The organism is Streptomyces sp. NBC_00038 (genome assembly GCF_026343635.1).
Lineage (GTDB): Bacteria > Actinomycetota > Actinomycetes > Streptomycetales > Streptomycetaceae > Streptomyces.
In genome coordinates, this window is record NZ_JAPELQ010000001.1 from 9,329,902 (window position 1) to 9,346,530 (window position 16,629).

Here is a 16,629-nt window from a genome sequence, read left to right on the forward strand (position 1 = left end):
CGGTCTCTAGCGTGGCGCGTGTGTCGCGAGACTAGCGCAGCACAGGTGTGCGAATGGCGAGTTGGCCCGGTTCCACAGCAAGGGGTTTCCGCACGGCCGCGGGCTCAGCGCGCGTACGGTCGACGGGGGTCGGGCGGGGGCACAGCTTCCGGTTCGAGCGGTTGATGAGCCACTGGCGGACATGGGCGGCCACGCGGAGGGGCAGCGCCCGGGCGATGGCCTACAGGCCCGCTCCTGTCGGCGTACGACCGGGCCGATACCGCCGGCGGCACCGGCCCGAGTGAGAGCGGCAACCCCGTGACGCCGGTGTCCGTGCGCTGAGGTCCCCCGAATGGCCTCCGCTCCTCGCGGCGGCCCGACGGCAGGTCGAGAGTGGGCGGAGAGCACAGGTCCGGGCTCTCCGCCCTTCGGCCGTAGGCCGGCCGTTCCACGTTCGGGAGCATTTGTGTCCGTCTATCTGTTCCGCCTGGCTCGCTGGGCGTTCCGGCGCCGTCGGCTCGTCCTCGCCCTGTGGATCCTGGCGGCAGGCACCGCGATCACCCTCTCGGTCGTGGGCGGAGGCAAGACCGACAACACCTTCACGGTTCCCGGGACGGAGTCGCAGCAGGCCACCAACCTGCTCAAGGAGAAGCTGCCTGCCCTGAGCGGTGGCCAGACCCAGATCGTGTTCGCGACCAGTGGGAGCATCAAGGTCACCGACCCGTCCTACAAGGCAGGCATCGAAGCCGCGATCGTCAATCTGAAGAAGGTGCCGCAAGTAGGCCTGGTCACCGACCCCTTCGCGGCGAAGGCGATCTCCGAGAACGGCAATGTCGCACTCGGGTCGGTGCAGTTCGAGGCGCAGCCGACCGACGTGAAGGAATCGACCCTGGACGCGGTCAAGGCCGCCGTCGTCCCGGCGCGGGACGCCGGTGTGCAGGTCGAATACTCCGGAAGCGTCTACCCCGGCTGGAACCAGGAGATCTCGGAACTGCCCGAGCTCATCGGCCTGTTGGTCGCCTTCGTGATCCTGACCATCACCTTCGGCGCCTTCGTGGCGGCCGGGCTGCCGATCCTCACCGCCGTCATCGGCCTTGTCGTCACCTTGATGACCGTGTCCGCGCTGGCGTCCGTCATGACGATCGCCTCGACCTCGACGACAGTGGCGACGATGCTCGGACTGTCCTGCGGCATCGACTACGGCCTGTTCATCCTGGCCCGGCACCGCAACAACCTGCTTACCGGCATGAGTATCGAGGACTCGGTCGCTCTCGCCGCCGGCACGTCGGGCAGCTCGGTGGTCTTCGCCGCGCTGACCGTGATGATCGCCCTGTGCGGGCTCGCCGTGGTCGGCATCCCCTTCCTGACCGTGATGGGCGTCGCCGCGGCGGGAGCCGTACTGATCGCCCTGCTGATCGCCCTGACCCTGATGCCCGCCATGCTGGGCTTCGCCGGGAACAAGGTGGCTCGGTTCATCAGCACCCCGCTGCGCCCGGGCCACCACGAGAACGTCGCCCAGATCGCCGCCAAGGAGCCGGAGCGCACCTTCGGGGCCGTCTGGGCGCGGTTCGTGGTGCGCGGCCGAGTTCCCCTGCTGATCGGCGGGATCGCCTTCCTCGTGGTGCTCGCCCTGCCCGCGCTCAAGATGGACCTGGGGCTGCCCAGCGGATCGTCGAAGCCGAAGAGCGACACCTCACGCAAGGCCTACGACCTGACCACGGCCAACTTCGGAGCGGGTTTCAACGGTCCGCTCCTGGTGGTCGCCGACGGTGTTCCGAACGCCGCCGCGGCGACCCCGATCACGGACCGGCTCGCCAAGATCCCGGGGGTCGTGGCCGCCGCGCCGATGGCGGTGGACAACGGCGTCGCCGTCATCCGGGTGACCCCGAGCACCGGCCCCAACGACGACGCCACCACCGACCTCGTGAACGGGATCCGGGACGACCGGGCGGCGGTCGCGGGGGATTCGGGCGCCACGATCCTGGTCGGTGGCACCACCGCGTCCAATATCGACGTGTCCAGCAAACTCTCCTCGGCGCTGCCGGTGTTCCTGGTCGTGGTGGTCGGCCTCGCGTTCATTCTGCTGACGTTCGCGTTCCGTACCATCCTCGTGCCGATCAGTTCGATCGTCGGGTTCCTGCTGTCGGTGGCCGCCGCGTTCGGCGCGCAGGTCGCGATGTTCCAATGGGGCTGGGGACAGCACCTGTTCGGCATCACGCCGAGCCAGACCATCAGCTTCCTGCCTCTCCTGATGCTCGCGATCATCTTCGGACTCTCCAGTGACTACGAGGTGTTCGTCGTCTCCCGCATCAAGGAGGACTTCACCAAGAACGGTCAGGCCGTCAGGGCCGTGGAGCGCGGCACCGGTCTTGCCGCGCGTGTGGTGACCGCCGCCGCGCTGATCATGTTCAGCATCTTCGTGGCCTTCATGTTCACCGACGACCCGACCATCAAGGCGATCGGCTTCAGCTTCGCCGCCGGCGTGGCCCTCGACGCCTTCGTGGTCCGGCTCACTCTCGTGCCCGCCTTCATGGCGATCATCGGCGCCAAGATCTGGTACCACCCGAAGTGGTTCGGCACCTACATCCCCGACCTCGACATCGAGGGCGACCGCCTTCAGCATCAGTTCGACGCGAGTACCGCCGTCCCGCCTGCGGACGACCCGACCGCCCGGGTCTAGCGACTCGCCGCCACCTCACTCAGCAGGGCTCGGCCGCACAGCGGCCGGGCCCTGCTGCCGTGCGCCCGCCGCTGCCTCCCCGCCAACGTCAGTGAGCAACTATCTCTGCACAGACTGTGGACTCAACAACATCACCATGCAAATCTGCAATAACTGAACGCAAAAAATCGATTCTCGCTCTCTTGTGAGTCTTCCGCTTCCCCCGTGACGACACCGCTCAAGGGCAGGAGAACCATGACCAGACATCGTTGGAGAGGCCGTCTGCTGGCCGCTCTGCTGACCACCGCGCTCGCCCTCATCGGGCTTCCGGCGCTGACCTCGACCGCGACGGCGGCCGGTGGCCCCAACCTCGCCGCGGGCAAGACCGCCACCGCGAGCAGCTCCAACTCCGGCTACGGCGCCGCCAACACCACCGACGGCAACGCCACCACGTACTGGGAGAGTTCGGGATCGAGCTTCCCGCAGTGGGCGCAGGCGGACCTCGGTGCCACCACCCGCGTGGACGAAGTGGTCCTGAAGCTCCCGGCCTCCTGGGAGAGCCGCAACCAGACGCTCACCGTGCAGGGCAGCGGTGACGGCACGAGCTTCGACACCATCAAGTCCTCGGCGTCGTACGCCTTCACGCCGAGCGCGGCCAACACGGTGACCATCTCCTTCCCGGCCACCCAGACCCGCTTCGTGCGCGTCAACATCACCGCGAACACCGGCTGGGCGGCCGCACAGCTCTCCGAGCTGGAAGTGCACGGCGCGACGGACTCCTCCGGAAACCTGGCCGCGGGCAAGCAGTTCACCGCGAGCAGCTACACACAGACGTACCTGGCCGCGAACGCGGGCGACGGCAACCGGGCCAGCTACTGGGAGAGCAGCAACAACGCTCTCCCGCAGTGGGTGCAGGTCGACCTCGGCTCGTCCGTGCGCGTCGACCGTGTGACGCTGCGGCTGCCCGCCAACTGGGGAGCGAGGACACAGACCCTCAAACTCCAGGGCAGCACCACCGGTTCGGAGTTCAGCGACCTCACCGCGTCGCAGGCGCTCGCCTTCAACGCGGCGAACGACCAGTCGCAGACACTGAGCTTCAACGCCACCACCACGCGCTACGTACGGGTCCTCGTCACCGCCAACACCGGGCAACCGGCGGGCCAGCTGGCGGAGTTGGAGGTGTACGGACCGACCACGGGCGACACCGAGGCGCCGACCGCGCCCACCGCGCTGGCCTACACCGAACCCGCCACCGGGCAGATCAAGCTGACGTGGCAGGCCGCCACGGACAACGTCGGGGTCACCGGCTACGACATCTACGCCAACGGTGAGCTGCGCACCTCGGTCGACGGCGCCGCCACGACGTACACCGACACCCAGCCCGCCTCGGCGACCGTCGCCTACTACGTCAGGGCCAAGGACGCGGCGGGCAACCAGTCCGCCAACAGCAACACCGTGACCCGCACAGGGGATTCGGGCGACACCCAGGCCCCGACCGCACCCGCCAACCTGGCCTTCACGGAGGCCACCAGCGGGCAGGTCAAGCTGACCTGGACGGCCTCTACGGACAACGTCGGGGTCACCGGCTACGACATCTACGCCAACGGCACCCTGCGCCAGAGCGTCGCAGGCAACGTCACGACGTACACGGACACGCAGCCCGCGTCGGCGACGGTGACGTACCACGTGCGGGCCAAGGACGCGGCGGGCAACCAGTCCGCCAACAGCAACACCGTCACCCGCAACGGCTCCACGACCGACGACGCGAACCTCGCCGTCGGCAAGGCGATCACAGCCTCGTCCTCCGTGTTCACGTTCGTCGCGGAGAACGCCAACGACGACAAGACCAGCACCTACTGGGAGGGCGGTCCGGGAGCGTACCCGAACAGCCTGACCGTGAAGCTCGGCGCCAACGCGGACGTCAACACCGTTGTCCTGAAACTCAGTCCGGACGCCGCCTGGGCGACCCGGACGCAGAAGATCCAGGTGCTCGGCCGGGAGCAGAACGCCACCGCGTTCACGAGCCTGGTCGCAGCGAAGGACTACACGTTCGACCCGGCGACCGCGAACACCGTGCGGATCGCCCTCACGGGCCGAGTCGCGGACGTCCAGCTGGTGTTCACCGCCAACTCCGGCGCGCCTGCCGGGCAGGTCGCCGAGTTCCAGGTCCTGGGCACTCCCGCCCCGAACCCTGACCTCCAGATCACCGGCATCACCTCGGCCCCGGCCAGCCCCGTCGAGTCCGACGCCGTGAAGCTGACGGCGACCGTGCGCAACGCGGGCACGGAGGCGTCGGGCGCCACCGACGTGCAGTTCCAGCTGGGCGGCACCAAGGTGGGCACCGCAGCCGTCGGAGCCCTGGCGGCAGGCGCGTCGGCGACGGTCACCGCCGACATCGGCGCTCGCGAGGCAGGTACCTACCAGGTCAGCGCGACCGCCGACCCCGACAACAAGGTCATCGAGCAGAACGAGGGCAACAACTCCTACACCAGCCCCACCGCCCTCGTCGTCAAGCCGGTCTCCAGCTCCGACCTGGTGGCCTCGCCGGTCAGCTGGTCGCCGAGCGCGCCCGCCGAGGGCGACACGGTCACCTTCTCCGTCGCCCTGAAGAACCAGGGAACGGTTGCCACCGCGACCGGCAGCCATGGCATCACGCTCACCGTGCTCGACGCCTCCGGTGCGACGGTGAAGACCCTCACCGGCGCCCACAGCGGCGCGATCGCGGCGGGCGCCACGGCCTCCCCGGTGAACCTGGGCACCTGGACCGCGGGCCCCGGAAAGTTCACCGTGAAGACCGTGATCGACCCCGACGCCAACGAACTGGAGGTCAAGCGCGCCAACAACACCAGCAGCCAGTCGCTGTTCGTCGGCCGCGGCGCCAGCATGCCGTTCGACAACTACGAGGCCGAGGACGGCACCGTGGGCGGCGGCGCCCAGACCGTCGGACCCAACCGCACCATCGGCGACATCGCCGGTGAGGCCTCCGGCCGCAAGGCCGTCACGCTCAACAACACCGGCAACTACGTGGAATGGACCACCAAGGCCAGCACCAACACCCTGGTGACCCGCTTCTCCCTCCCGGACTCCGCGGGCGGCGGCGGCACCAACTCCACGCTGAACGTCTACGTCAACGGCACCTTCCTCAAGGTCATCGACCTGACATCCAAGTACGCCTGGCTGTACGGGGCGGAGGCCGGCCCCGGCAACTCACCGGGCTCGGGCGCGCCCCGGCACATCTACGACGAAGCGAACCTGATGCTCGGCCAGACCGTCCCGGCCGGCAGCAAGATCCGGCTCCAGAAGGACGCCGCGAACTCCTCCACGTACGCGATCGACTTCGTGAGCCTGGAACAGGTGTCGGCGATCCCCAACCCGGACCCGGCGACGTACACCGTGCCGGCAGGCTTCTCGCACCAGGACGTGCAGAACGCGCTCGACAAGGTCCGCATGGACACCACGGGCACGCTCGTCGGCGTCTATCTGCCGGCCGGTGACTACGAGACGTCGAGCAAGTTCCAGGTGTACGGCAAGGCCGTCAAGGTCGTCGGTGCCGGGCCCTGGTTCACGCGCTTCCGTGCGCCCACCTCGCAGGAGAACACCGACATCGGCTTCCGGGCCGAGGGCACCGCCAAGGGGTCGTCGTTCGCGAACTTCGCGTACTTCGGCAACTACACCTCCCGCATCGACGGTCCGGGCAAGGTGTTCGACTTCTCCAACGTCTCCGACATCACCATCGACAACATCTGGAACGAACACATGGTGTGCCTCTACTGGGGCGCCAACACCGACAACATCACCATCAAGAACTCGCGGATCCGCGACATGTTCGCCGACGGCGTCAACATGACCAACGGCAGCACGGACAACCACGTCGTCAACAACGAGGCGCGGGCCACCGGCGACGACAGCTTCGCGCTGTTCTCCGCGATCGACGCGGGCGGGGCCGACGAGAAGAACAACCTGTACGAGAACCTCACGTCGATCCTGACGTGGCGCGCGGCGGGCATCGCCGTCTACGGCGGTTTCAACAACACCTTCCGCAACATCCACATCGCCGACACCCTGGTCTACTCCGGGATCACGGTCAGTTCGCTGGACTTCGGCTACCCGATGAACGGCTTCGGCACGGAACCGACGACCCTGGAGAACATCTCGATCGTCCGCGCGGGCGGTCACTTCTGGGGAGCGCAGACCTTCCCCGGCATCTGGATGTTCTCCGCCTCGAAGGTCTTCCAGGGGATCCGGGTCAACAACGTCGACATCGTCGATCCGACGTACAGCGGCATCATGTTCCAGACCAACTACGTGGGAGGACAACCCCAGTTCCCGATCAAGGACACCATCCTCACGGACGTGACGATCTCCGGCGCGCACAAGAGCGGCGACGCCTACGACGCGAAGTCCGGGTTCGGCCTGTGGGCCAACGAGATGCCGGAGGCCGGGCAAGGGCCCGCCGTCGGTGAAGTCACCTTCCACAACCTGAAGTTGAGCGACAACGCGCTGGACGTGAAGAACACGACGCCGGCGTTCAAGATCAACCTGCTGCCCTAGCGCGGCAGTCCGCTGCCCCGGCGCGCAGGAGGCGCCGGGGCAGCGGGCGCGGTGCTCAGCAACGGGTGGCTCAGTAACGGGCGGCTCGCGCGGCCTCGAAGCGAGTCACCCACTGGGCGGTCCGGTCCAGGTACGCCGTCTCGGCGTGTGCGCCCCGCCGTCCGTAGGCACCCTCGTAGGAGAGGTAGTCGAGGGCGCCGGGCGTGCGCGCCGTCGCGGGTTCGATCTGCGTGCCCTCGTGCCACTCGTTGAACGAGGTGATGCTCACCCAGTCCGGTGGCGCCTCACCGTGGCCGCTCTCCAGCGCGTACTCCCACTCCAGGTCGTAGGTGCGGCCGTCGGCCCGGTCGAGGGTGGGGGTCGTGTTGCCGGGGACCGCCCGGTCGTCCAGGTAGCCGGGACCGAGGGACGGTGCCCACACCATGCCGCGCTCCGCACAGAACGCCGCGACTCCGGTCCAGTCGGGGCGGTTGGCGGTCGCGATGGCGTCGTACGTGTAGACGCCGCCGAAGTCGCCGATGCGGGACAGGTCCCAGGTCTGTGCCATGACGATGGCGATGTCGTCGACCTCGTGCAGCGCCGACCAGTCGACGGAGAGCAGGCTGTAGAAGATGTAGTAGGCGCACCGGCCGCCGTACTCGGCGGCGCGGTGGAAGGCGGGGTGATCGCCGTAGAGGTCGGTCAGATAGCGGATGTCCGCGACCACGGACGCGGCGTCCCGGCCCTGGTACGGCTCGATGTGCCAGGCGACCTGGAGCCCTTCGACGGCGGCCGCGTCCAGGACGACGGGCGCCATCCGGTCCTCGTAACTGCCCTGCCCCCACCAGCTGCTGACCAGCACACCCGTCCCGGCCCGGCGCAGCCAGCGCATGTGGCGGGCGACCGCTCCGTGCAGGTCGCCGGAGTCGTACGGGCCGAGCACGGGGTAGTAGTCGGCGCTGATGTTGTCGGGCGGGCTGAGTTCGCCCTGCTGCCAGTGGCGCCACTCGCCGTTCACCCGCGGGGAGCCGTACCACGGGTAGTAGAAGATGTGCGCGTTGGCGGACACGCCCTTGGGTCTCGCCGCGGCGGGGGTGGCCGTCCCCGCGACGAGTGCGGCGGTGCCGACTGCCGCGCCGCCCGCGAGTAACCCTCTGCGGGACAGGGGCCTTTGGTGTCGGGGATCGTTCATGTCACTCTCCTCGGTTGCCGGGCCGGCCGTACCGCGGGACGAATCCGAGCAGCTCGGCGCAGGCCGTCGTGTCGAACAGGGAGGTGCGGCCGGGCAGCGCCGAGAACGTCGGCACGTCCGGGTGGAAGCGGTCCATCAACTCCGCGGTGGGAAGCGGGGAGGAGGTGTCGGCCGCGGCGACATTGAGCACATGGCATCCGGTGAGGTCGGCCCGCAGCGCCCGGTGCACCACGGTCGCCGCGTCCCGCGTGTGCAGCCAGCCCCACAGGTCGTGCCGGTGGGCTCCCGGGTCCGCCGCGACCTTGGCGAGCTGCCCGTGAAGCCGTTCGCCGCTGCCGGTGAACGGGAAGCGCAGGCAGACGATGTCCGTGCCCCAGCGGCGGTGCGTGCTGCGGGCGGTCTCCTCGAGGACGGCCTTGGACAGGCCGTACGCATCGCGGATGAGGAGTGGGTGTTCCTCGTCCAGCGGTACGTAGAGGGGCGAGACCGGTACGGGTGACCAGGCGAGTCCGACGGCCGCCATGCTGGAGGCGGCCACGATCCGGCGTACCCCGGCGCGGCCTGCCTCGTCGAGGACGCGGTGCGCGGTGAGGCAGTTGGTGGCGAACAGGGCACTGGGATCGTCCGTGTTGGGGTGGGGTATCGCCCCCAGATGGACGACCGCCTCCACTCCGTCGACCGCCTTGCGCACCAGGTCGGGATCCTGGAGGTCCCCGATGTGCACGCGTTCGGCCGAGGGGGCCTCGAAGGGCACGGCATCGGTGGCCACGATCTCGTAGTCGTACGAGGCCGCGAACAGCTCGTCCAGGACGTGCTGCCCGATGTGGCCTGCGGCCCCGGTGACCAGGACCCGCATCAGCCTTTCACCGCCCCGACAAGGCCGTTGACGAAGTACCGCTGGAGGCTGAGGAAGAGCAGGATCACCGGGATGACGACGATCAGGGCGCCCGCCATCAGGTTGTTGTAGTGCGGCACGTTCTCCGCGGACAGGGTCTGGAGGCCGAGGGGGAGCGTGTACGTCGACGGGTCGTTCAGGGACACGCGCGTGAGCAGGAACTCGTTCCACGTCGGGATGGCGGTGAGCAACGCCACGGTGATCAGCGCGGGTTGGGAGAGCGGCAGATACACCCTGGTGAAGATCCGCAGCTCGTTCGCGCCGTCGACGCGCGCCGCGTCCCGCAGCTCCCCGGGCACGGCCATGAACGCGCCGGTCATCAGGAGGATCGACAGCGGGGCGCCGCCGTTGACGAACGGCAGGACGAGGCCCCAGTGCGTGCCGAGGATGCGCATCTTGTCCTCCAGGAGCACGATCGGCAGCATCACCGTGATCCCGGGCACGAACAGCAGGGACACGAAGAGCTTCTGGAGGAACCCGCGTCCGGGGAAACGGAGGACCGCGAAGGCGTATCCGGCGGCCGCGTAGATCACCAGCGTGAGGACCACGGTGTACCCGGTCACCAGCAGGCTGTTCAGGAAGAAGTCGAAGAAGTGCAGCTCGTTCCAGGTGTCGGCGAACGTCTGGAGCGTGGGGTCGTCGGGGATGAGGTGCCCGCCGCGTACGACCTCGATCTGATCCTTGAACGCGGCCGACACCATCCACAGGAACGGATAGACACTGACCAGGCCGTACGCGGCAAGCAGCACGCCGACGACCGTGCGGGCCACGAGCTTGCGGGCGCCACCCGGTGCACCCGCGCCGGAGCGGGCGGGGGAAATCGTTGTCATGTCTTGCTCCGCAGCGCTCGTAGGTTGATCAGGGCCAGGACGAGGGCCGCGGCGAAGAGGATCCAGCCGAGCGCGCTGGCGAGCCCGAGCGTGGGCGAGAGGTTCTTGAGGAACGCCAGGCGGTACGCCTCCAGACCGAGGACGTTCGTGTGGTCGCCAGGACCGCCGTTGGTCATCACCAGGAAGGTCTGGAACCCCTGCAGGGACTCGCGCAGGTTCAGCAGCACCACGATCGCGGTGATGGGGCGCACCAGCGGCCAGACCACGGACCCGTTGGTGCGCCACCAGCCCGCGCCGTCCAGCTGTGCCGCCTCCAGGACGCTGCGGTCGATGCCCTGAAGCCCCGTGAGATACAGCAGCATCGCGACCGGCACCGCACCCCAGACCGTCACCACGATCATCGTCGGCATCGCGGTCGTCGGATTGCCCAGCCAGCCCTGCGGCTGCTCCAGCGAGCCCAGACCGACGCTGCCGAGCAGGGAGTTGACCGCGCCGTCCGGCTGCAGGATGTACTGCCAGGCGAAGAACACGGCGATGCCGCTCGTGACGTACGGCAGGAAGTACACGGACCGCAGCACCGTCTGGAACCGCTTGACCTGGTTGAGCAGCACAGCCAGGGGAAACGACACCAGGACCGTCAGGGCCGGCGCGGCGAGCATCACCCAGAGGGTGTTGAGGGTGGCGTGCCGCACGCGGGGGGCGTAGACCGGGTCGCGCCACAGCAGATCGGCGTAGTTGTCGAGGCCGACCCAGGTCCAGTTCGGGGTGAAGCCGTTCCAGGTGGCGAAGGACAGCGCGAAGCCGTAGCCCACCGTGTACAGGCCCATCACCGCGAAGAGCACCACGGCCGGGGCGACGAACAGATACCCGGACAGGGCCTCGTACCCGCGCCACCGGCGGGGCGGCGGGGGAGCGGCCACGGCTTTCACCGGGCGGGTACCGCCCCCCTCGTCCACCGCCTTCGGCACGGTCCGCCGGGGAGCGGTGGTCACTGGCCTGCCGCTTTCCAGTACGACTGGTTGAGGCTGCGGAGCTTCTGCGCGGTCTCCTCGACCGAGGTCTGCTTGAGCGGTGTCAGGTCCGCGAGGATCGCGCCGGCGTCGTCCTGCTCGTATCCGATCGGGCGGAACTCGTCGCCGCGACTGGGGTCGTACGTCGTCTCGGGTGTGCCCTTGAAGCTGTCGACCATGGAGCTGAGCGTGGGGCCGAGGACCTTGGCGGAGTCCGCGCCGAGTTCCGTGGCGGGCAGGTCCAGGGAGTTCTTGGCGAACTGCGTGGCGACGTCCTGCTGGGAGAGGAACTCCATCCACTTCCTGGCGTTGTCCGGCTGCTCGCTCGTGGAGGTCACGCCGAGGCCAGTCAGGGCGAGCGGGCCGAGGCCCCGGTCGGGCACGGCGCCGTCCGCGGGGGCGGGCAGGCCGAAGGCGAGCACGTCGTCGGGGTTCATGCCGTTCTGCTTGAGGAACGCGAGGGTGAACGTGCCGCCCACGGCGAAGGCCGACTTGCCCTGCGCGAACGCCTGGTCCGCCTGGTCGATCGTCAGGCTCTGGGAGCCGGGCATCCAGTACGGGGTGAGCTCGTCGTAGAGAGACAGGACCTCGGTGCCGTTCGCCGAGCCGAAGTCGGCGCTCTCGTCCTTGCCCCACAGCTTCTCGTAGTCCTGCTGCCCCAACTGGGCGAAGGCCAGCGGCTGGAGCACCCAGGTCAGGCCGGTTGCCTGCACTTTCAGGCCCAGCGAGAGTCCGCCGTTCTTCGCGTCCTTCGCCTTGGTCGCCTTGAGCGCGGCGAGGAACTCCTGCCAGTTCGCGGGGGCTTCGGTGATGCCGACGTCGGCGAGCATCTGCTTGTTGGCGTAGACGATGCCGAAGGTGCCGACCGTGAGGGGCACGCTGTAGCGGGCGCCCTTCTCCACCCCGTGGTCCTTGGCCTCCGCGTTGAGGGAGTTCTCGTACCGCTGGTCCGTGACGAGTCCCGACTCCTGGACGGCCTTCTGGATGCGTCCGGACCAGTCGCTGTCGTAGTCGCCGGCCAGGTCCGACAGGATCCCGGCGGCGCCGAGGACCCGGTCCTCGCCGTCCGAGTGCACTTCGAGCACGTCGGGGAGGTCTCCGGTCTTCGCCGCGCTCTGGACCTTGGTCGTATACGCGTCGTCGGGCGTGTAGGCCTCGATGCCGACCGAGATGCCGGTCTCCTTCTCGAACTCCTCCGCGGCGGCGCGCAGCGCGCTCACATGGGACTGCTTGAAGGTCCACATCTCCAGCGACTCGGAGTCCCCCGATCCGGAGGAACCGCCGCAGGCGGTGAGGGAGGTGAGCGAGAGTGCCGTGGCCACGGCCGCCGCGACAAGCCGGGCCTTTCGTGAAATACGTATACGCATGGACCCCTACCTAGGGTTCGACCGTTCAGAAGGACGAATAGCGTTGGAGTGACCGAACTTAGGGTCGTCGTGATATAGCGTCAAGACGCAGGCTGCGATGAGGTGTTGACCGGTCGGCCGAGGGGCGCCGGGGCGGGGAGGCGGAGGGTCAGTGGAATCGGTGACAGCGACAGCGCGCGGGCGCAAGGTCGAAGAGGTCAAGTCCGCGGCTCGGGTGCTCGAAGTGCTCGAGCTCCTGGGGCAGGACGGCGCCAGGCTCTCGCTCGCCGAGATGGCGAGCGCCATGTCGGTGCCGAAGAGCAGCCTGCACGCGATCCTGCGCACGATGGAGGCGCGCCGCTGGGTGGACGTGGACGCGTCCGGGACCCGCTACAGCCTCGGACTCAAGGCCCTGCTGACGGGAACCGCCTATCTGGAGGGCGACGACGTCGCGAGCCTGGCGGGACCCGTCCTCGACGCCCTCGCGGAGGAGACAGGCGAGGCCGTGCACCTCGGCAGACTCGACGGCACGAACATCGTCTACCTGGCCAAACGCGAGTCGCGGCACGCCCTGCGGATGTATTCGGCGGTGGGCCGCAGACTGCCCGCGCACGCCACCGCCCTGGGCAAGGCCGTGCTCTCCCAGTACGACCCGGCGGAGGTGCAGCGCCGGCTCAACTGGCCGCTGGAGCGGCTGACCCCGGACACGGTCGTCGAACCGGAAGCCCTGCTCGGCCAGCTCGCCCAGGCCCGGCTGCGCGGCTGGGCCGTGGATGACGGCGAGAACGCGGTGGACATCCGGTGCGTGGCCGTCGCGCTCGGCGTCGCCCCGGACGGCGGCGACGCCCTCAGCTGCTCGGCGCCGCGCACCAGGATGGACGACGCGCGCGTGGAGGAGGTCGCGCAGGCCGTCACCGAGGCGGCGCACTCCCTGCGGACGCTCCTCAAGCGGATCGGGCAGCGCTGAGAGCGCTTCCGGGGGCCGGGGATGGCGTTCCGGCCACCCCGGTGACATATTTGGCAGGCCCGTTGACAAACCCGCAGCACGCTCCGTACGTTCCGATGGCTGTATGTCATTCTGCTATCCGTACGCGGGAGTTCGCATGGCTCAGCCTGTCACCCGCACGCCCGCCCACACTCCCCTTCTCGCTCCGGCTCCCTGGGTCGAGGAGCGTGGCGCCAAGATCCGCATCACGGCCGTACGCACCTTCCTGACGGCCCCGCACGGCTGCCCCCACCTCGTCGTCCGCGTCGAGACCAACGAGCCCGGGCTCTACGGACTCGGCTGCGCCAGCGACCCGCAGCGCACCCTCGCCGTCCGCTCGGTCCTCGACGACTACCTCGCCCCGATGCTCACCGGCAGGGACCCCGACGACATCGAGGACATCCACCGGCTGCTCCTCAACAGCGCCTACTGGCGCGGCGGTTCGGTCACCGGCAACGCCCTCGGCGGCGTCGACGTCGCCCTGTGGGACCTCAAGGCCAAGCGGCTCGGGGCGCCCCTGTACTCGCTGTTCGGCGGCCGGGTCCGCACCGGCGCCGAGGCCTACACGCACGTCGACGGCGCCGACGAGCGGGAGATCGCCGACCAGGTCGCCGCCGCACGCGAGCGCGGATTCCGGCACGTCCGCGTCCAGGCCGCAGTCCCTGGCGCGGACACCTACGGAACCGGGGGAGCGGCCGTCGATCCGGACGCCGTACGGGCCCGGCGTGTCCCGTGGGACTCGGCCGCGTACGTGCGGACCGTCCCGCGGATCCTCACCCGGGTGCGTGAACTGGTCGGCGACGACGTCGAGTTGCTGCACGACGTGCACGAACGGCTCGATCCGCGCCAGGCCCGGGACTTCCTGCGGCGCGTGGAGGACGCGGGCCTCTACTTCGTCGAGGATCTCCTCGCGCCCGAGGACGCCGGGCACTTCGCGCGGCTGCACGCGGTGTCTCCGGTACCGCTCGCGGTCGGCGAACTCTTCAGCGACACCGCGCAGTTCACGGCGCTTCTCGACGGACCCGACATCGACTTCGCGCGGATACGCGTCCCGACGCTCGGGGGACTCACCCCCGCCCGCAAGATCGCCGCCCTGTGCGAGCTGCGCGGCGTACGGCTCGCGCCGCACGGACCTGCCGACGTCAGCCCGGTCGCCCGGGCGGCGACCCTCGCCCTCGACGTGTCCAGCCACGCTTTCGGAGTGCAGGAGGCGGCGACATTCCGGCCAACTGTCGCCGAGGTCTTCCCCGGCACTGTCGTCCCGCGCGGCGGTCTCCTCGTACCGTCGGAAGTACCCGGGCACGGCGTCGACTTCGACGAGTCGGCGGCCCGCCGCCATCCCGTGCCCGAACCACTGGAACACGACTGCTGGGCCCTGCTGCGCAACACCGACGGGAGCGTACAACGACCGTGACCGACGCACCGCGACAACTGTCCGTGGCCGCCGAAGCACCGCGACCAGTAACCGTGAACAGCGCACCGAGGCGAGCACTCGTCGTCCGAGGCGGCTGGGAAGGCCACCAGCCGATCACCGTCACCGACCTCTTCCTGCCGTTCCTCAAGGACCAGGGCTTCACCGTCGAGACCTCCGAGTCCCTCGACGTGTACGAGGATGCGGAACTCCTCGCGGCCACCGACCTGATCGTGCAGTGCTGGACCATGGGCGAGATCACGCCGGAGCAGAGCGGCGGGCTCGCCGCCGCCGTGCGCGCGGGCACCGGACTCGCGGGCTGGCACGGCGGCATCGTCGACTCCTTCCGGGGCGACGTCGGCTACCAGCTCCTGACCGGCGGGCAGTTCCTCATGCACCCGCCCGGCTTCCACGACCACGACGTGCACCTGGTGCCCGAGCGCGCCGACCACCCGGTCCTGCGCGGACTGAGCGACTTCCGTGTCCACACCGAGCAGTACTGGCTGGCCACCGACCCGCTCATCGACGTCCTGGCGACGACGGCCTTCGAACCCGACGACGTACGCGACCGGGCGGTCGTCATGCCCGCGGTGTGGACCAGGAACTGGGGCGCGGGCCGCGTGTTCGTGTCCGCCGTCGGACACAAGCCGGACGACTTCGACGTGCCCGAGGTGCGGGCGCTGACCGAGAGGGGACTGCTGTGGGCGAGCCGCTGAGGATCGGCATGGTCGGCGCGGGGAAGATCAGCGGGGCCTACCTGGACACGCTGGCCGGCCTCGACACCGTCCGGCTCACCGCCGTCACCGACCTGGACCCCGACCGGGCGAAGGCGGCCGCCATGCAGGCACCCGGCGACGTGCGCGTCGCCGGCTCCGTCGTCGACCTCGTGAGCAGGCAGGACGTGGACGCCGTCCTCAACCTCACCATCCCGGCGGCCCACGCGGGCGTCGCCCTGGTCGCGCTGTCGATGGGCAAGCACGTCTACGGCGAGAAGCCCCTGGCCGCCACCCGCGAGGAGGCCGAGTCGGTGCTCGCCGCCGCCCGGGCCGGCGGACTGCGGGTGGGCTGCGCCCCGGACACCGTTCTCGGCACCGGTACCCAGACCGCCCGCAAGGCCGTCGACGACGGACTCATCGGTACGCCGGTCGCGGCCACCGCGTTCATGACATCGGCAGGGCCCGAAGACTGGCACCCCGACCCCGACTTCTACTACCGTCCGGGCGGCGGCCCCCTCCTCGACATGGGCCCCTACTACCTCTCCGCCCTCGTCCACCTGCTCGGACCGGTCGTACGCGTCACGGGCGCCGCGTCCCGGCCCCGCGCCGAACGCCGGATCGGCAGCGGGCCCCGGGCCGGCACCCGCCTCCCGGTGGAGGTGGACACCCACGTCAGCGGAATCCTCGAACACGCCGGCGGAGCCCTCTCCACCCTCGTCATGAGCTTCGATGTCCAGGCGGCCAGACTGCCCCGCATCGAGGTCCACGGCACCGAGGGCTCGCTCTCCGTCCCCGACCCGAACTGGTTCGAGGGACTGGTCGAACTGAACCGGGGCGGCGACTGGACACCCCTCCCCGTCTCCGCCGGATACCCAACGGCAGGACGCGGTACGGGACTTGCGGACATGGCCGAGGCGATCGCCGACGGACGTCCGCATCGCGCGTCGGCCGAACTCGCCCACCACGTACTGGATGTGATGCTCACTCTGCTGGACGCCGCCCACGGCGGCAGGTCCCTACCGGTGACCGCGACGTGCGAGCGGCCCGAACGCGTGGACCACCGCATCCCTTAGACC

At 69.5% G+C, this 16,629-nt stretch carries 11 protein-coding genes; 6 read left to right on the forward strand and 5 right to left on the reverse strand.

Going from position 1 to position 16,629, the window contains the following annotated elements:
• Positions 1 to 445 precede the first annotated feature (445 nt).
• Positions 446 to 2,659: an MMPL family transporter gene (locus OG219_RS41780; protein ID WP_266835710.1), complete on the forward strand. Its 2,214-nt coding sequence runs from the start codon at positions 446 to 448 to the stop codon at positions 2,657 to 2,659.
• A 234-nt stretch (positions 2,660 to 2,893) separates the two neighbouring features.
• On the forward strand, positions 2,894 to 7,189 hold the full coding sequence (locus OG219_RS41785; RefSeq protein ID WP_266835711.1) for a discoidin domain-containing protein: 4,296 nt from the start codon (positions 2,894 to 2,896) through the stop codon (positions 7,187 to 7,189).
• A 70-nt stretch (positions 7,190 to 7,259) separates the two neighbouring features.
• On the opposite strand, the gene OG219_RS41790 is transcribed toward OG219_RS41785, so the two are convergent.
• From OG219_RS41790 to OG219_RS41810, 5 genes are read right to left on the reverse strand one after another with little or no spacing between them, the layout of a single operon-like run.
• Positions 7,260 to 8,360, reverse strand: a complete 1,101-nt coding sequence (locus OG219_RS41790; protein ID WP_266835712.1) for a glycoside hydrolase family 99 protein — start codon at positions 8,358 to 8,360, stop codon at positions 7,260 to 7,262.
• 1 nt (position 8,361) lies between these two features.
• On the reverse strand, positions 8,362 to 9,216 hold the full coding sequence (locus tag OG219_RS41795; protein ID WP_266835713.1) for an NAD(P)-dependent oxidoreductase: 855 nt from the start codon (positions 9,214 to 9,216) through the stop codon (positions 8,362 to 8,364).
• Complete coding sequence (locus OG219_RS41800) at positions 9,216 to 10,085, reverse strand: carbohydrate ABC transporter permease (RefSeq protein ID WP_266835714.1); 870 nt, start codon at positions 10,083 to 10,085, stop codon at positions 9,216 to 9,218. Before OG219_RS41800 ends, OG219_RS41795 begins: the two co-directional genes overlap by 1 nt.
• Entirely contained in the window at positions 10,082 to 11,077 is a 996-nt protein-coding gene (locus OG219_RS41805) for a carbohydrate ABC transporter permease (RefSeq protein ID WP_266835715.1), read from the reverse strand. Before OG219_RS41805 ends, OG219_RS41800 begins: the two co-directional genes overlap by 4 nt.
• Positions 11,074 to 12,462, reverse strand: a complete 1,389-nt coding sequence (locus OG219_RS41810; protein WP_266835716.1) for an ABC transporter substrate-binding protein — start codon at positions 12,460 to 12,462, stop codon at positions 11,074 to 11,076. The genes OG219_RS41805 and OG219_RS41810 overlap by 4 nt, the downstream gene beginning before the upstream one ends.
• A 160-nt stretch (positions 12,463 to 12,622) precedes the next feature.
• On the opposite strand from OG219_RS41810, the gene OG219_RS41815 reads away from it, so the two are divergent.
• The 4 genes from OG219_RS41815 (at position 12,623) to OG219_RS41830 (ending at position 16,626) form a co-directional block, all read left to right on the forward strand.
• A complete protein-coding gene (locus OG219_RS41815) occupies positions 12,623 to 13,408 on the forward strand; it encodes an IclR family transcriptional regulator (RefSeq protein ID WP_266835717.1) in 786 nt (261 codons plus the stop codon).
• Between the two features lie 136 nt (positions 13,409 to 13,544).
• Positions 13,545 to 14,840 carry an enolase C-terminal domain-like protein gene (locus OG219_RS41820; RefSeq protein WP_266835718.1) on the forward strand — a complete coding sequence of 432 codons (1,296 nt, stop codon included), beginning with the start codon at positions 13,545 to 13,547 and terminating at the stop codon, positions 14,838 to 14,840.
• A gap of 53 nt (positions 14,841 to 14,893) precedes the next feature.
• On the forward strand, positions 14,894 to 15,553 hold the full coding sequence (locus OG219_RS41825) for a ThuA domain-containing protein (RefSeq protein WP_266836418.1): 660 nt from the start codon (positions 14,894 to 14,896) through the stop codon (positions 15,551 to 15,553).
• Positions 15,538 to 16,626: a Gfo/Idh/MocA family protein gene (locus OG219_RS41830; protein WP_266835719.1), complete on the forward strand. Its 1,089-nt coding sequence runs from the start codon at positions 15,538 to 15,540 to the stop codon at positions 16,624 to 16,626. Before OG219_RS41825 ends, OG219_RS41830 begins: the two co-directional genes overlap by 16 nt.
• Positions 16,627 to 16,629 lie beyond the last annotated feature (3 nt).

Excerpts from the sequence above, each read along its gene's own strand:
- OG219_RS41785 (WP_266835711.1), top strand. The coding sequence starts at position 2,894 with ATGACCAGACATCGTTGGAGAGGCCGTCTGCTGGCCGCTCTGCTGACC.
- OG219_RS41790 (WP_266835712.1), bottom strand. The coding sequence starts at position 8,360 with ATGAACGATCCCCGACACCAAAGGCCCCTGTCCCGCAGAGGGTTACTC.
- OG219_RS41795 (WP_266835713.1), bottom strand. The coding sequence starts at position 9,216 with ATGCGGGTCCTGGTCACCGGGGCCGCAGGCCACATCGGGCAGCACGTC.
- OG219_RS41800 (WP_266835714.1), bottom strand. The coding sequence starts at position 10,085 with ATGACAACGATTTCCCCCGCCCGCTCCGGCGCGGGTGCACCGGGTGGC.
- OG219_RS41810 (WP_266835716.1), bottom strand. The coding sequence starts at position 12,462 with ATGCGTATACGTATTTCACGAAAGGCCCGGCTTGTCGCGGCGGCCGTG.
- OG219_RS41820 (WP_266835718.1), top strand. The coding sequence starts at position 13,545 with ATGGCTCAGCCTGTCACCCGCACGCCCGCCCACACTCCCCTTCTCGCT.